This is a genomic window from Mesorhizobium sp. C395A (assembly GCF_030323205.1).
Lineage (GTDB): Bacteria > Pseudomonadota > Alphaproteobacteria > Rhizobiales > Rhizobiaceae > Mesorhizobium.
Map to the genome: position 1 here is coordinate 2,476,413 of NZ_CP100473.1, position 15,119 is coordinate 2,491,531.

The window sequence follows — 15,119 nt, forward strand, 5'->3', positions numbered from 1 at the left end:
TTAGCCCCGTCAACCCTTCATCTGGTTCACGTCTTCGACCGCGATCGAGCCGCGGTTGCGGAAGAAGACGACGAGAATGGCAAGACCGATGGCCGCTTCGGCGGCGGCGACCGTCAGCACGAACAGGGCAAACACCTGGCCGACGAGATCGCCCAATGCCGCCGAGAAGGCAACGAAATTGATGTTGACCGCCAAAAGGATCAGCTCGATCGACATCAGGATGACGATGATGTTCCTGCGGTTCAGGAAGATGCCGAACACGCCCAGCGTGAACAGGATCGCCGATACGGTCAGGTAATGTGCGATGCCGACGACCATGGCCAGATCAAACCTTTCCCGGCATTTGTTGAATCATTGAACGCGCGGATACGATGGCGTCCAAAAGGCTGTCTATGGCAGAAGGCTCGAAGATAACTGTTGCATCATTCCGGCCTGCCCCCTGAACGTATGTGAAATCTTCGCTCTTGATGTTCAGCGTAAGATTCCCGTCGCGATTCCAGACGAATACCCAGGCCTTTTCAGTCGAATCAACCCGCCAAGAGGCAACCTGCTCTCCCCAGTATTTTTTCTTCAAACGACCGAACATCGTCAGAGCCCCTCGCCCGACTTGACCTTGCGGATTTCCATGCCTGTCGTCGGCGTGCGGCCGACCTGGGCTGCGATCGACTGCCGCTTGATCCCTTCCTTGTGGCGCAGCGTCAGCACGATGGCGCCGATCATGGCGACCAGCAGGATGAGGCCCGAAATCTGGAAGTAGTAGAGGTAGTCGGTATAGAGGATGTCGCCGAGTGCTGCGGTGTTTGTCCGCGCGGCAAGATCCGGGATGGGTTTGGAGACCGTCGAGGCCAGTTGCGGCGCGAAGGTGTAGCCGCCGAGCACCACGATCAGCTCGGCCGCCAGGATCAGCCCGACCAGCGCGCCGATCGGCGCATATTGCAGGGCGCCTTCCTTCATCTCGGCGAAGTCGACATCGAGCATCATGACGACGAACAGGAACAGCACCATGACCGCGCCGACATAGACGACAAGCAGGATCATCGCCAGGAACTCGGCGCCGGTCAGCATGAACAGGCCGGCGGCGTTGAAGAAGGTCAGGATCAGGAACAGCACGGAATGCACGGGGTTGCGCGACGAAATGACCATGAAGGCCGACGCCACCGCGACAAAGGCGAAGAGGTAGAAAAAGGCCGCCTCTAGTCCACTCAGCATTGGGGATCCCCCGGGTTCCTGTCCAAACAGGACATCCGTCCTGTTTGATTTCTGCGACCGCCTCCGGCCGGCAAGTTGCGTTGTCCTTAGACGAGGCCCCTCGCCCCGTCCATGCGTCAAATGTCAGCGGTAGGGCGAGTCCAGCGAGATGTTGCGCGCCAGTTCGCGCTCCCAGCGGTCGCCATTCGCCAGCAGCCTGTCCTTGTCGTAGTAAAGCTCTTCGCGCGTCTCCGTCGCGAACTCGAAATTTGGCCCCTCGACGATGGCGTCGACCGGGCAGGCTTCCTGGCAGAAGCCGCAATAGATGCACTTCACCATGTCGATGTCGTAGCGCACGGTGCGGCGCGTGCCGTCATTGCGGCGCGGGCCGGCCTCGATGGTGATCGCCTGCGCCGGACAGATCGCTTCGCACAATTTGCAGGCGATGCAGCGTTCCTCGCCATTGGGATAGCGGCGCAGCGCGTGCTCGCCACGGAAGCGCGGGCTGGTCGGCCCTTTCTCGTGCGGATAGTTGATCGTTTCCTTCGGCGCGAAGAACTGGCGCATCGACAGGAAGAAGGCGCTGACGAAATCCTGCAGCAGCAGCGATTTTGCGGCCTGGCCAAAAGCGGACATCACGCAAACCCCGTGATTTTGAGGAAGGCCGCGGTGGCAACGACCATGAACAGGGAGATCGGCAGGAACACTTTCCAGCCCAGCCGCATCAGCTGGTCGTAGCGGTAGCGCGGCACGAAGGCCTTCACCATCGAGAACATGAAGAACATCAGGCAGATCTTGAGCACGAACCAGATCACGCCGGGCACCCAGGTGAAGGGGGCGAAGTCGAAGGGCGGCAGCCAGCCGCCGAGGAACAGGATGGTGGCCAGCGCGCACATCATCACCACGGCGACGTATTCGCCGAGGAAGAACAACAGGAACGGCGTCGAGGAGTATTCGACCATATGGCCGGCGACGAGTTCCGACTCGGCTTCCACCAGGTCGAAGGGCGGGCGGTTGGTCTCGGCCAGCGCCGAGATGAAGAAAATGACGAACATCGGGAACAGCGCCAGCCAGTGCCAGTCGAGGAAGCTGTTGGGCAGGCCAAGCTTGGTGCCCAGCCCATCCTGCTGCGACAGCACGATGTCCGACAGGTTGAGCGAGCCGACGCAGAGCAGCACGGTGACGATGACGAAGCCGATCGAGACTTCGTAGGACACCATCTGCGCCGCCGAGCGCAGCGCGCCGAGGAACGGGTATTTCGAGTTGGACGCCCAGCCGCCCATGATCACGCCGTAGACCTCGAGCGAGGAGATGGCGAAGACGTAGAGGATGCCGACATTGACGTTGGCGATCCCCCAGCCGGCATTGACGGGAATGACCGCCCAGGCCGAGATGGCGAGCACCGCCGAGACCAGCGGCGCCAGCAGGAACACGCCCTTGTTGGCGCCGGACGGGATCACCGGTTCCTTGAAGACGAATTTCAGCAAATCGGCGAAGGCCTGGAGCGTGCCCCACGGGCCGACGACGTTCGGGCCGCGGCGCAATTGCACCGCCGCCCAGATCTTGCGGTCGGCGTAAAGCAGATAGGCGACCCCGATCAGCAAAACGACGATCAGCACGACCGACTTCAAAAGGATGATCAGCGTCGGTAGCACGTAGAAGGAGAAGAAGGTGTCCATGTCTACTCTGCCGCCTGCCTGAAGCCGTTTTTCGCCAGCGCCGAGCATTCCGCCATGACGGCGGAGGCCCGCGCGATCGGGTTCGTCAGATAGAAATCCGTGACCGGCGAGGTGAAAGTGCCCTTGTTCAGCCGCCCGCCGAGCTTCGCCACCCTGGCGATGTCGTCGGGGTTGCCTGAGACAACATGATCGATGCGGGCGAGATGCGGGTATTCGCCATAAAGTTTGGCGCGCAGCTGCTGCAGCGAATCGAATGGCAGTTTCTTGCCGAGCACATCCGACAGCGCCCTCAGGATCGCCCAGTCTTCGCGCGCATCGCCCGGCGCGAAGCCGGCGCGGTTGGTCTGCTGCACGCGTCCCTCGGTGTTGACATAGGTGCCGGACTTTTCGGTGTAGGCGGCTCCCGGCAGGATGACATTGGCGCGGTGCGCACCGGCGTCGCCATGCGTGCCGACATAGACGACGAAGGCGCCGCCGGTCTTGGACATGTCGACCTCGTCGGCGCCGAGCAGGAACAGAACCTCGCTCTCCCCCAGCATGCCGGCAACGTTCTTGCCGCCCTTGCCAGGCACGAAGCCGACATCGAGACCGCCGACGCGCGCGGCCGCAGTGTGCAGCACGGCAAAGCCGTTCCAGTCGGCGCGCGCAGCGTTGACGGCCGTGGCGAGTTTCGCCGCCTGGCCGAGCACCGCCGCGCCGTCGGCACGCGACAGCGCGCCCTGGCCGACGATGATCAGAGGATGCGTCGCCTTCTTCAGCACCTGGAAGAACTTGCCATTGCCGTCGGCCAGATCTTTCAAGGACTCCGGACCGGCGCCGAGCTGTTCGTAGTCGTAACGCGTGTCGCCGACCTCGCCGATGACGCCGACCGGCAGATTGCCGATCCGCCAGCGCTTGCGGATGCGGGCATTGAGCACCGAGGCCTCGAAGCGCGGATTGGCGCCGATGATCAGCACCGCGTCGGCCTGCTCGATGCCCTCGATGGTCGGGTTGAAGATGTAGCTGGCGCGGCCGAGCGCCGGATCGAGTGCGGCGCCGTCCTGGCGGCAATCGGTGTTCCTTGAGCCCAACGCAGCCATAAGCTGCTTCAGTGCGTAGATTTCCTCGACGGCGGCAAGATCGCCCGAAATCGCGCCGATTTTCTCGGGCGCAGCATTCGACACCGCATCCCTGATCGCAACGAACGCTTCGGCCCAGCTGGCCGGCGCCAGCTTTCCGTCCTTGCGGACATAGGGGCGGTCGAGGCGCTGCGTTCGCAATCCGTCCCAGATGAAGCGGGTCTTGTCGGAAATCCACTCCTCGTTCACCGCTTCATTGACGCGCGGCAGGATGCGCATCACCTCCCGGCCGCGGCTGTCGACGCGGATTGCCGAGCCGACGGCGTCCATGACGTCGATGGATTCGGTCTTGGTCAGCTCCCACGGCCGTGCCTGGAAGGCGAAAGGCTTCGACGTCAGCGCGCCGACCGGGCAAAGGTCGATGACATTGCCCTGCAGCTCCGAGGTCATGGCGCTTTCGAGATAGGTGGTAATCTCGGCATCCTCGCCGCGGCCGATCAGGCCAAGCTCGGAAATGCCTGCAACTTCCGTGGTGAAGCGGACGCAGCGCGTGCAGTGGATGCAGCGGTTCATAACCGTCTTGACCAATGGGCCGATATACTTGTCTTCGACCGCGCGCTTGTTCTCGTGATAGCGCGAGGAATCGACGCCGAAGGCCATCGCCTGGTCCTGCAGGTCGCATTCGCCGCCCTGGTCGCAGATCGGGCAATCCAGCGGATGGTTGATCAAGAGGAATTCCATCACCCCTTCGCGGGCCTTCTTGACCATCGGCGTGTTGGTGAAGATTTCAGGCGCCTCACCATTCGGACCCGGACGCAGGTCGCGCACATTCATGGCGCAGGAGGCCTGCGGCTTGGGCGGCCCGCCCTTCACCTCGATCAGGCACATGCGGCAATTGCCGGCGATCGACAGCCGCTCATGGAAGCAGAAGCGCGGCACTTCCGCGCCGGCGTCCTCGGCCGCCTGCAGCAGCGTGTAGTGGTCGGGTACAGTGATCTCTTTCCCGTCGACCTTGAGCTTTGCCATCAATTGCCCCCGGCGGTCTGCGCCGTCTCATATGCCTGAAACAGATCGCTCAGCCTGATGCCATTGATCATCATGCCGGCGACTTCAGCGTTTTCTATCTTCAAATTGCTCATATTCACATTGCTGAAAAACGCGTCCGCGAGGTTCGCGTCCTCCACAACGGCCGCCGACAGGTCGACGTTGTGAAACTGCGTGTTCGACAAGTTCACATCGTCAAATCTGGAGTTGCTGACCATGGCATTGCGCACATCGAGAACATCGCTCCTGTCGTGGATCTCCATGCCTGCCACCCCTACTTCTTCGCCTTGGCGGCCAGCGTCAGCGCCGCGGCCTGGCGGGTCCACTCGTCGCGGCCGATACGGCCGGTGAGCGACAGGTAGTCCTCGACCCAGGCGATCTCTTCTGGCGCCCAGGCGGCGATCTGGGCAAAGGTCCAGATGCCGAGGCCGTTCAGCACCTTTTCCAGCTTCGGCCCAACGCCGGTGATCGCCTTGAGATCCGACGGCTTGGCCGGACGAGCCACGGCCTTGGGCTGCCTGAAATCCTCCGGCATCAACCCGGTCTTAGCGTCTTCCGCGACGGCATCGGCCGGCTCGGCCTCGACGGTGCGGGCGGCAATGTCGGTCACATCCTGGGCAAAAGTCTGCGCCTCGGCGATCAGGGTTCTGGTCGCCGCGCGCGCCTTGGTGGCGGGGGCGGTCTCGGCGAACCCTTGGCTGCGCTGTTCGAAATCGTCGATGATCGGCTGGAAAATCCGCTGCGATGCCTCGGCAGCACCCGACAAGGCGCCTAGCCACACGCCAAAGGCATGGTTGGCGAGGCCGAAGCCCAGCGCCGACATCGCGGCGGCACCCGCGACAGGATGCGCGAGAAGGTTGACGGCGCTGGCCATCTCCTTCGGCATCATCCTTGTCAAATCCTGGTTCATCTTCTCAAGCTGGTCCAAATTGGGCATCAAAGGGTTCGAATACGGCGCCATAGACATCTCCTGGTCGTTTCTTCGTCTTCCCCGCCCCTATATTTCGGTCCCGGGCTTGCGCCCGTATTTTAAATCTACTCCGCCGCCACCATCACCGGTTCGGCCCGGTGCGCGTTGCGGGAAAACTCGTCGATGCGCCGCTCCACCTCGCCGCGGAAATGCCGCATCAGGCCCTGGATCGGCCATGCCGCGGCGTCGCCCAGCGCACAGATCGTATGGCCCTCCACCTGCTTGGTGACGTCGAGCAGCATGTCGATCTCGCGCTTCTGCGCCTCGCCGCGCACCAGCCGCTCCATCACCCGCCACATCCAGCCGGTGCCTTCGCGGCATGGCGTGCACTGGCCGCAGCTCTCATGCTTGTAAAAATAGGACAGCCTGGCGATCGCCTTCACGATATCGGTCGACTTGTCCATGACGATGACAGCCGCCGTGCCGAGGCCGGATTTCAGGTCGCGCAAAGCATCGAAATCCATGGGCGCATCGATGATCTGCTCGGCCGGCACCAGCGGCACCGAAGCGCCGCCCGGAATGACCGCCAGGAGATTGTCCCAGCCGCCGCGAATGCCGCCGCAATGCGTCTCGATCAGCTCGCGGAACGGGATCGACATCGCCTCTTCGACGGTGCACGGATTGTTGACGTGGCCCGAGATACAAAACAGCTTGGTGCCGACATTGTTGGGACGGCCGAAGGACGAGAACCAGGCGGCGCCACGGCGCAAAATGGTCGGCGCCACCGCGATTGACTCGACATTGTTCACGGTTGTCGGACAACCGTACAAGCCGACATTGGCCGGGAATGGCGGCTTCAGCCGGGGCTGGCCCTTCTTGCCTTCGAGGCTTTCGAGCAGCGCTGTTTCCTCGCCGCAGATGTAGGCGCCGGCGCCGTGGTGCATGTAGATGTCGAAATCGTATCCGGACGTGTTGTTCTTGCCGATCAGCCTGGCCTCATAGGCCTCGTCGATGGCGCGCTGCAGCGCTTCGCGCTCGCGGATGAACTCGCCGCGCACATAGATGTAGGCGGCGACCGCGCCCATGGCGAAGCCGGCGATGAACGAGCCCTCGACCAGCGTGTGCGGATCGTTGCGCAGGATATCGCGGTCCTTGCACGTGCCGGGCTCGGATTCGTCGGCGTTGACAACGAGATAGCTCGGCCTTCCGTCGCTCTGCTTGGGCATGAACGACCATTTCAGCCCGGTCGGGAAACCGGCGCCGCCACGGCCACGCAGGCCGGACGCCTTCATCTCGTTGACGATCCACTCGCGCCCCTTGGCGATGATGCCGGGCGTGTTGTCCCAGGCGCCGCGCGCCATGGCGCCGGCCAGCGACTTATCGAACAGGCCGTAGATGTTGTTGAAGATGCGGTCTTTGTCAGCCAGCATGACTTACCTCTTTCCCCGCAAGACGATCGAGAACCACACCAGCACGCCCATGCCGGTCGCGGCCATCGATTCCAGGGTATCCGAAAACGGCAATTCGACGAGGCGCCGGAGCCCCTCCAGAAGGATGTTGGCAGCAGCGATGCAGACAACGCCGATGACAATGCTGCGCAGCGTCAGCAAAGATCCGGTGCTTTGCGCTTCAGCCATCAATGTGGCTCCTTGCCGAAGACGCGGATGTATTCGGCGACGCCGCCCTTGGCGAGCGCCTTGGCCTGCTTGCCCCAGTCGTCGCGCTCGATGCGGCCCTGGAAAGCGAGATATCCATCCACCCAGTCGCGCTCGGCCTTATTCCAGGATGCGACCTGTGTGAAGGTGAAGATGCCAAGGGAATGAAGGATGCCCTCGATCTTCGGGCCAATGCCCGAGATCAGCTTGAGATCGTCGACCGCAGCCGGCCTGTCGATTCCGGCCGGGCGGTTCTTGTCCTCGAGCGACGGCTTTGCGGGCCTGGCTGCCGGCGCCTTGACGGCCGGGGCCACCGCGGCCTTGACCGCTGGCGCCTTGAATTCCGGCGCGGTGAAGGCAGTTGCCGGCGTGGCGGTGGTCTTCGGGCCATTACGCTGCTTGGCGACCTTCTCGACTTCAGGCGCCGCGGCGTTGGCGTTGGCGGCCGAATGCAGGGGCGCCGGGACGCTCGCCGCTTTTTCCGCCGCCGGTGCAATCTTGGCCCTGGAGGGCGACTTCAACGCCGAGCTGGTTTCCGGCGCATCGGTTTTCGGCTTGCCGGCGTTGGATGGCGCCACCGGGGCGGCCGCTGCAGGAGCGGCAGGCGCCGGAACAGGCGCTGCAATGATCGCGTCGGGCGCCGCGTGGGCAGCCTTGCTCGCCGCCCTGGCTTCCTTGTCGCGCGTCGCTTTGAGGATCGCCTTTTCGCTCTTCAGCGTCGTCAGGCCAGGCGCCGGCTCCGAGCCGGTTCTGCCGTTTTGCGGTCCCGTGGGAACCGAGGCGCCCTTGCCTGCATCGTAAAGATCGATGATTTCGGCCAGCCGCTCAGGCGTCAGATCCTCGAACGTGTCCTTGAAGACCATCACCATCGGCGCGTTGACGCAGGCGCCGAGGCATTCGACCTCCTCCCACGACAGCGTGCCCTTGTCGTTGGTGTGGAACTGGTCGTGATGGATTTTCGAGCGGCACACATCCATCAGCGCTTCCGAGCCGCGCAGCATGCAGGGCGTGGTGCCGCAGACCTGGATATGCGCGCGCGTGCCGACCGGATTGAGCTGGTACTGCGTGTAGAAGGTCGCGACTTCGAGCCCGCGAATGCGCGGCATGCCGAGCATGTCCGAAATCGTCTCGATCGCCGCCTTGGTGACCCAGCCTTCCTGCTCCTGCGCAATCATCAGCAAGGGAATGATCGCCGACTGCTCGCGGCCCTTCGGATATTTCTTGATCCATTGCTTCGCAACCGCCGCATTCGCCCGGTTGAAGGCGAAGGAGGCTGGCTGGACGCTTGCTTCTGCGAGACGGCGGACTGACATTTAGCGATCGGGCCCCTGCTCTGCTACGAGAGCTATTGCGGTTTCACATTCTTTCTGATGAGAAAACGGAATGCGTTCGGCAGATCGAGCAACACTCGCAAATCGCTCTGCGGGCAACATGTATTGCCACAGCCCCAGAACAGTTTGCCTTACTTGAGGCGAGATCCATGCCATGACCGCATCAGCGTCGATGTCATCGTCGAACAAGTGCTCGTAAAAAGCGACACCAGCCGCATTCCAAATCTGTTTGTTCGGGTGAACGGCAGCCCATTGGGCGAACCCGTGCATTCTACCCAGCTTGTCGACGTCATTGTCGCGGTGGGCAAGGCGCGTCTTGGGTAGCAGGGTAAAAAAGAAGTCATAGATCGAACAGTGCTGAGTCGAGTTGTAAGAAGCCTCTGCGAACTCGACCGGCAGCATGGCTTTTGCCAATTCGCGCCACCGCGGTAGGGCAGCGTCGGCATTCCCTCGAACACCGACCTGAGAGCGCACTGTAGGATTGGCTGCCGCCATCACCGATCAACCTCCCCGAAGACGATATCGAGGGAACCCAGGACGGCAGTGACGTCGGCCAGCATGTGGCCGCGGCAGAGGAAATCCATGGCTTGCAGATGCGCGAAGCCGGGCGCGCGCAGCTTGCAGCGATAGGGCTTGTTGGTGCCGTCGGAGACGAGATAGACACCGAACTCGCCCTTCGGCGCCTCGACGGCAGCATAGACCTCGCCGGCCGGCACGCGATAGCCCTCGGTGTAGAGCTTGAAATGATGGATCAGCGCTTCCATCGAGCGCTTCATCGCCTGGCGCTTCGGCGGCACCACCTTGCCGTCGAGGTTCGACACCGGCCCGGTGCTCTCCTTGCCGAGCAGAAGGTCGACGCACTGGCGCATGATTTTCGCCGACTGGCGCATCTCTTCCATGCGCACGAGATAACGGTCGTAGCAGTCGCCGTTCTTGCCGATCGGGATGTCGAAATCCATCTCGGAATAGCATTCATAAGGCTGCGACTTGCGCAAATCCCAGGCCGCACCCGAGCCGCGCACCATGACGCCGGAAAAGCCCCAGGCCCAGGCGTCGGCAAGCGACACGATACCGATATCGACATTGCGTTGCTTGAAGATGCGGTTGCCGGTAAGCAGCCTGTCGAGGTCGTCAAGCGACTTCAGGAACGGGTCGATCCACTTGCCGATGTCCTCGACCAGCTTCGCCGGCAGATCCTGGTGCACGCCGCCGGGACGGAAATAGGCCGCATGCATGCGCGAACCGGAAGCGCGCTCATAAAACACCATCAGCTTTTCGCGTTCGACGAAACCCCACAGCGGCGGCGTCAGCGCGCCGATATCCAGCGCCTGCGTCGTCACATTGAGGATGTGCGACATGATGCGGCTGAGCTCGGAATAGAGCACGCGGATCAACTGGCCGCGCTTCGGCACTTCGATGCCGAGCAACCGCTCGGTGGCGAGCGCGAAGGCATGCTCCTGGTTCATCGGTGCGCAATAGTCGAGCCGGTCGAGATAGGGCACTGCCTGCAGATAGGTTTTGTGCTCGATCAGCTTTTCGGTGCCGCGATGCAGCAAGCCGATATGCGGATCGACGCGGTCGACCACCTCGCCGTCAAGCTCCAGCACAAGACGCAAAACACCATGCGCCGCAGGGTGCTGCGGTCCGAAGTTGATGTTAAAGTTGCGGACGGAGGTTTCAGCCATTCTGGCGCCTCTGGCGAAGAGTCAGTAGTGAGTAGTGAGTAGTGATCATCAATCTCAATGCCTGCTTCATTCCGCCTGCTTGGCCTGCACCGTTCGGATAAGAGATCTCATCATTTTTCCAATCTCTTCGCATCGCAGCAGCAGCTCAATCTCATTGTCTTTTCGCAGCAGGCCAACCCGACATGCCAGCAGTATGTGTGTCTCCAGTTCCTTCAACGAGCCTTGCGCCATGCGCAAAAATTGAACGAACGACCCTCTGTTCTCCCGACCGTATCCCTCCGCGACGTTCGCTGCGACCGAAACCGCCGATCGGCGCATCTGAGAGGTCATGCCGTAAATCTCATCCCTCGGAAACTCTTTGGTGAAACGGTAGCAATCCTCAGCAAGCGTCATCGCCGATTGCCACACCTTCAAGTCGCGATAAGATTCGATCCGATGCTCCAAATCTTTTGCTACTGACTACTCACTACTTCCTACTCACTGTTTCGCCTTCTCATCGCCCGGCAGGACGTAGTCCGTCCCTTCCCATGGCGAGAGAAAATCGAAGTTCCTGAATTCCTGCTTCAATTCCACCGGCTCGTAGATCACGCGCTTGGCTTCGTCGTCGTAGCGCACCTCGACGAAACCGGTCAGCGGGAAGTCCTTGCGCAGGGGATGGCCCTCGAAACCGTAGTCCGTGAGGATGCGGCGCAGGTCCGGATGGCCGGAGAACAGCACGCCATAGAGATCGTAGGCCTCGCGCTCATACCAGTCGGCGCCGGGATAGACAGCGGTGAGCGACGGCACCAGCGTCTCTTCGTCGGCCTGCACCTTGATGCGGATGCGCAAATTCTGCTTCGGCGAAAGCAAATGATAGACGACATCGAAACGCTTGACGCGCGACGGGTAGTCGGCGCCGCAGATATCGATGATCGAAATGAACTGGCAGCCCGAATCGTCACGCAGGAAGCTTGTCACCTCGATCAGATTGTCTGTAGCAACCGAGATCGTCAGTTCGCCATAGGCAAGCACCGCATCGGTGACGCGGCCCGGCAGCTTTTCGCCAAGATAGGTCGACAGTTCGCTCAGGGATGCGGCCATGGGTCTACCGTTCGATCGTGCCGGTGCGGCGGATCTTCTTCTGCAGGAGAAGAATGCCGTAGAGCAGCGCTTCGGCGCTCGGCGGGCAGCCGGGCACATAGATGTCGACCGGCACGATGCGGTCGCAGCCGCGCACCACCGAATAGGAATAGTGATAATAGCCGCCGCCATTGGCGCAGGAGCCCATCGAGATGACGTAGCGCGGCTCCGGCATCTGGTCGTAGACCTTGCGCAAAGCGGGGGCCATCTTGTTGGTCAGCGTTCCCGCCACGATCATTATGTCCGACTGGCGCGGCGACGCGCGAGGAGCCACGCCAAACCGCTCCGAATCATAGCGCGGCATCGAGGTGTGGATCATCTCGACGGCACAGCAGGCGAGACCGAAGGTCATGAACATCAGCGAGCCGCTGCGTGCCCAGGTGATCAGCGCCTCGGTCGAGGTGACCAGAAAACCCTTGTCGGCCAGTTCATTGTTGATCTCGAGGAAGAACGGATCGTCGGAACCGACCGGACGTCCGGTATTGGGGTCGATCAGGCCTTTGGGCTTCGGCGCGACGAGCGTTCCGGAACTGTCGTTCAATCCCATTCCAGCGCTCCTTTTTTCCACTCATAGGCAAAGCCGATGGTCAGCACCGCCAAAAACACCATCATCGACCAGAAACCGAGCATGCCGATCTTCGAGAACGACACCGCCCACGGAAACAGGAAGGCCACTTCCAGATCGAAGATGATGAACAGGATCGACACCAGGTAGAAGCGGATGTCGAATTTCATCCGGGCATCGTCGAACGAGTTGAACCCGCACTCGTAGGCGGAAAGCTTCTCCGGATCGGGATTGCGATAAGCCACCAGGAACGGCGCGATGATAAGCGCCAGGCCTACAACCGCGGCCACGGCGATGAAGAGGACGATGGGCAGGTATGAACTGAGGAGTACGTTCATGCTCGGCTTTCCGTTGGCGGCCAATCCACTTTGATTACAGCAACCAACCCTAATGCGGAAGCGTGACAGTTTAACCGCTGAACCGTTTTAGGTGCCTTTGCTGCAACGCGGCGAGGGTTAGCGCACGGCTTTCAGCGAAGCAAGTCAAACCTTGTTCAAAAGACAGTGCTGGACGGCAGGCCGGGAAAAACTGGTCCGATCTCCTCCTGTTTGATTTCCTTCATCTTTCACTCCACTTTTGTCTCCTGACACATCTCCCGCCATTTGCCTGCTAGCATGACCGGAATCGCCGGCTAAAGTCGGGAAAATGGTTCGAGGCAAGACACTTTGACGAAGGACAAAATCTCACTCCCCGCGGCCAGGCGCATCGCGCTCGCCGCGCAAGGATTTCTCGATCCCCGCCCGGTCGGCACGCCCGATCGCCGCCACCTCGCCCGCGTGCTGTCGCGCACCGGCTTGCTGCAGATCGATTCCGTCAGCGCGGTGGTGCGCGCCCACTATATGCCGCTCTATTCGCGGCTTGGCCCCTACCCGCTGGCTTTGCTCGACAATGCGGCCATCACCCGCAAACGCACGGTGTTCGAATACTGGGCGCATGAGGCCTCGTTCCTGCCGGTCGAGACCTACCCGCTGATGCGCTGGCGCATGCAGCGGGCCGAGCAAGGCGACGAAATGTATCTCGGCCTCGCCAAATGGGGCCGCGAGCACGCCGCCTATATCGAAGAGATCTACCGCGCGGTCGCCGAGCGCGGCCCGATTGCCGCTTCGGCACTGGAAGGCCAGAAAGGTTCGGGCGGCTGGTGGGGCTGGAGCCACGCCAAGCACGCCTTCGAATGGCTGTTCTGGGCCGGACGCATCACCACGGCGCACCGCCGTGGCTTCGAGCGTTTCTACGACCTGCCCGAGCGCGTGCTGCCGCAGGCGATCCTCGATCTGCCGGTGCCGGCGGCCGAGGACGCGCACCGCGAATTGCTGCGCATTTCCGCCCGCGCCCACGGCATCGCGACGTCGGGTGACCTGCGCGATTATTTCCGCTTGTCGCCGGCCGACATGAAGGGCCGGTTGGAGGAACTGGTCGAGATGGGCGAGTTGCTGCCGGTAAACGTCGAAGGTTGGGACAAGCCGGCTTACCTCTATAGGGACGCCCGCCTGCCGCGAAAGATCGAGGCCCGCGCCTTGCTGGCCCCCTTCGATCCGGTGGTCTTCGAGCGCGCGCGCACCGAGCGTCTCTTCGATTTCCGCTACCGCATCGAGATCTACACCCCGGCCGACAAGCGGCAATATGGCTATTACGTGCTGCCTTTCTTGCTCGGCGACAAGATCGTCGCCCGCGTCGACCTCAAGGCCGACCGGCCTGCGAGTGTCTTACGCGTCCACGCCGCCTATGCCGAAGCAGGCGCACCGCCTGAGACCACCGCACAGCTTTTCGAGGAACTAAAGGAGATGCAGGGCTGGCTTGGCCTTGAGCGCATCGAAGTGACGCCGGCCGGCAATCTGGGGCCGGCATTGGCTAGCGAGAGAGATGGCCAACCCTTGCAGCGTCTGTCATAGAGGCCTCAATAAGCCTCGTAGGTTGTGCAATGGCATCGGACAAAGTGCTCGACATGATCCATGGCGCCCTCATTGCGCATGGAATAGATGCAGTCCGCAGAGATAGGGACGTCATGCTCCAATCGAAGCAGCTTCGGTTTGAGGCTGAGGTGTTCGAGACGAGTTCTGACCGGCTGGTCCTGGAAATCTACATTTTTTCTCCGCTGCTTGATGTTCAGCCGGTCATTGAATCCTTTGCTGGCTTCGGCGACACGCGCGAACAGGAACTGAACCAGGCGTTTGAAAAGTTTCTCCGTGGTGTTTTCCATGTGGCCATTGAGGGACTGGCCGATCACGTCTGCGAGACCATGCAGGCCGAAATAGAGCTTTGGCAGCGAAGCAGCGCCAGTTGGAAGATCTGGCGAAAAGATGCCCGCTGGAAAATCTATAGCGGCCCGGTCATTTCCCAGGCCACAACCGAGCTATGCTCGCTGACACCAGGCTATCCAGCATTCTATGCCAAGCTGGAAAAGCTATTCACAGCTTCGGTACCCCCCGGAAGCCATTTTGTCCGGACCTTTCTGGCAGGCTTGAAGGGCACGCTGATTAGTGCCGAAGTCCTTCTGGACAACGCGGTTTGGCATGAGGGACAGAATCTGGCTGTCGGCCATGACTGGGACTATAGCGATGGCTATCAAGCTATCCGACAGGTCATCCTGGCACTGCCGGAAGCCGGGACATGACAGCCCCTGCCGACATCGCCATGTCGTAGCCGTGCGTTGACACCGCCGCCCGCAAAAGCCTAAATCCGCTGCAGACGGTCCCCTGCCCGCAACGGCAAGGGCCAAGAGGGAATGCGGTGCGGGATTTCGGTCCCAAATCCGCGGCTGTCCCCGCAACTGTAAGCGACGAGCCAAGGCCGAAAGCCACTGGGTAACACCGGGAAGGCGGCTAACCAAGGCGACGACCCGCGAGCCAGGAGACCTGCCGTCTGAGACAAAGTATCCGATCGCCTGG

Annotated in this window: 19 protein-coding genes and 1 riboswitch; of the genes, 2 read left to right on the top strand and 17 right to left on the bottom strand. The window is 61.7% G+C overall.

The genetic code is table 11. The features are described from left to right. Positions 1–9: 9 nt before the first annotated feature. From nuoK to NLY37_RS12330, 17 genes are all read right to left on the bottom strand, one after another. Positions 10–318, bottom strand: a complete 309-nt coding sequence (gene nuoK / locus NLY37_RS12250; RefSeq protein ID WP_023670810.1) for an NADH-quinone oxidoreductase subunit NuoK — start codon at positions 316–318, stop codon at positions 10–12. A 7-nt stretch (positions 319–325) separates the two neighbouring features. After that, a complete protein-coding gene (locus NLY37_RS12255) occupies positions 326–586 on the bottom strand; it encodes a hypothetical protein (protein ID WP_023670811.1) in 261 nt (86 codons plus the stop codon). A 2-nt stretch (positions 587–588) separates the two neighbouring features. Continuing rightward, a complete protein-coding gene (locus NLY37_RS12260; protein WP_023706138.1) occupies positions 589–1,209 on the bottom strand; it encodes an NADH-quinone oxidoreductase subunit J in 621 nt (206 codons plus the stop codon). Positions 1,210–1,332: 123 nt separating this feature from the next. Continuing rightward, positions 1,333–1,824, bottom strand: a complete 492-nt coding sequence (gene nuoI / locus NLY37_RS12265; protein ID WP_023685203.1) for an NADH-quinone oxidoreductase subunit NuoI — start codon at positions 1,822–1,824, stop codon at positions 1,333–1,335. Then, positions 1,824–2,867: an NADH-quinone oxidoreductase subunit NuoH gene (gene nuoH / locus NLY37_RS12270; protein ID WP_023685202.1), complete on the bottom strand. Its 1,044-nt coding sequence runs from the start codon at positions 2,865–2,867 to the stop codon at positions 1,824–1,826. The genes nuoI and nuoH overlap by 1 nt, the downstream gene beginning before the upstream one ends. Before the next feature lie 2 nt (positions 2,868–2,869). Next, entirely contained in the window at positions 2,870–4,951 is a 2,082-nt protein-coding gene (gene nuoG, locus NLY37_RS12275; RefSeq protein WP_023741634.1) for an NADH-quinone oxidoreductase subunit NuoG, read from the bottom strand. After that, a complete protein-coding gene (locus tag NLY37_RS12280; RefSeq protein ID WP_023741635.1) occupies positions 4,951–5,232 on the bottom strand; it encodes a pentapeptide repeat-containing protein in 282 nt (93 codons plus the stop codon). The genes nuoG and NLY37_RS12280 overlap by 1 nt, the downstream gene beginning before the upstream one ends. Before the next feature lie 11 nt (positions 5,233–5,243). Next, positions 5,244–5,930 carry a helix-hairpin-helix domain-containing protein gene (locus NLY37_RS12285; protein ID WP_023741636.1) on the bottom strand — a complete coding sequence of 229 codons (687 nt, stop codon included), beginning with the start codon at positions 5,928–5,930 and terminating at the stop codon, positions 5,244–5,246. Positions 5,931–6,004: 74 nt separating this feature from the next. Then, entirely contained in the window at positions 6,005–7,309 is a 1,305-nt protein-coding gene (gene nuoF / locus NLY37_RS12290; protein WP_023670819.1) for an NADH-quinone oxidoreductase subunit NuoF, read from the bottom strand. A gap of 3 nt (positions 7,310–7,312) precedes the next feature. Beyond that, on the bottom strand, positions 7,313–7,516 hold the full coding sequence (locus NLY37_RS12295) for a hypothetical protein (protein ID WP_023690953.1): 204 nt from the start codon (positions 7,514–7,516) through the stop codon (positions 7,313–7,315). Beyond that, positions 7,516–8,847, bottom strand: coding sequence for an NADH-quinone oxidoreductase subunit E (locus tag NLY37_RS12300; protein WP_023714307.1), 1,332 nt, complete (start codon positions 8,845–8,847; stop codon positions 7,516–7,518). Before NLY37_RS12300 ends, NLY37_RS12295 begins: the two co-directional genes overlap by 1 nt. Continuing rightward, positions 8,848–9,360, bottom strand: coding sequence for a DUF7674 family protein (locus tag NLY37_RS12305; protein ID WP_023700376.1), 513 nt, complete (start codon positions 9,358–9,360; stop codon positions 8,848–8,850). Further along, on the bottom strand, positions 9,360–10,550 hold the full coding sequence (locus tag NLY37_RS12310; RefSeq protein WP_023685196.1) for an NADH-quinone oxidoreductase subunit D: 1,191 nt from the start codon (positions 10,548–10,550) through the stop codon (positions 9,360–9,362). The genes NLY37_RS12305 and NLY37_RS12310 overlap by 1 nt, the downstream gene beginning before the upstream one ends. Positions 10,551–10,616: 66 nt before the next feature. Further along, positions 10,617–10,994, bottom strand: coding sequence for a four helix bundle protein (locus NLY37_RS12315; RefSeq protein WP_031197675.1), 378 nt, complete (start codon positions 10,992–10,994; stop codon positions 10,617–10,619). 33 nt (positions 10,995–11,027) lie between these two features. Next, entirely contained in the window at positions 11,028–11,630 is a 603-nt protein-coding gene (locus NLY37_RS12320) for an NADH-quinone oxidoreductase subunit C (protein WP_023670823.1), read from the bottom strand. A 4-nt stretch (positions 11,631–11,634) separates the two neighbouring features. Then, the gene (locus tag NLY37_RS12325; RefSeq protein ID WP_023670824.1) at positions 11,635–12,216 is read right to left on the bottom strand and encodes a NuoB/complex I 20 kDa subunit family protein; all 582 of its coding nucleotides are present in this window, start codon (positions 12,214–12,216) and stop codon (positions 11,635–11,637) included. Next, positions 12,207–12,572: an NADH-quinone oxidoreductase subunit A gene (locus NLY37_RS12330; protein ID WP_023670825.1), complete on the bottom strand. Its 366-nt coding sequence runs from the start codon at positions 12,570–12,572 to the stop codon at positions 12,207–12,209. The genes NLY37_RS12325 and NLY37_RS12330 overlap by 10 nt, the downstream gene beginning before the upstream one ends. A 327-nt stretch (positions 12,573–12,899) precedes the next feature. On the opposite strand from NLY37_RS12330, the gene NLY37_RS12335 reads away from it, so the two are divergent. Then, positions 12,900–14,123 carry a winged helix-turn-helix domain-containing protein gene (locus NLY37_RS12335; RefSeq protein WP_286438805.1) on the top strand — a complete coding sequence of 408 codons (1,224 nt, stop codon included), beginning with the start codon at positions 12,900–12,902 and terminating at the stop codon, positions 14,121–14,123. A gap of 29 nt (positions 14,124–14,152) precedes the next feature. Continuing rightward, positions 14,153–14,845: a DUF6348 family protein gene (locus tag NLY37_RS12340; protein WP_023739145.1), complete on the top strand. Its 693-nt coding sequence runs from the start codon at positions 14,153–14,155 to the stop codon at positions 14,843–14,845. Between the two features lie 58 nt (positions 14,846–14,903). Next, positions 14,904–15,108, top strand: a riboswitch (cobalamin riboswitch). Positions 15,109–15,119: the final 11 nt, after the last annotated feature.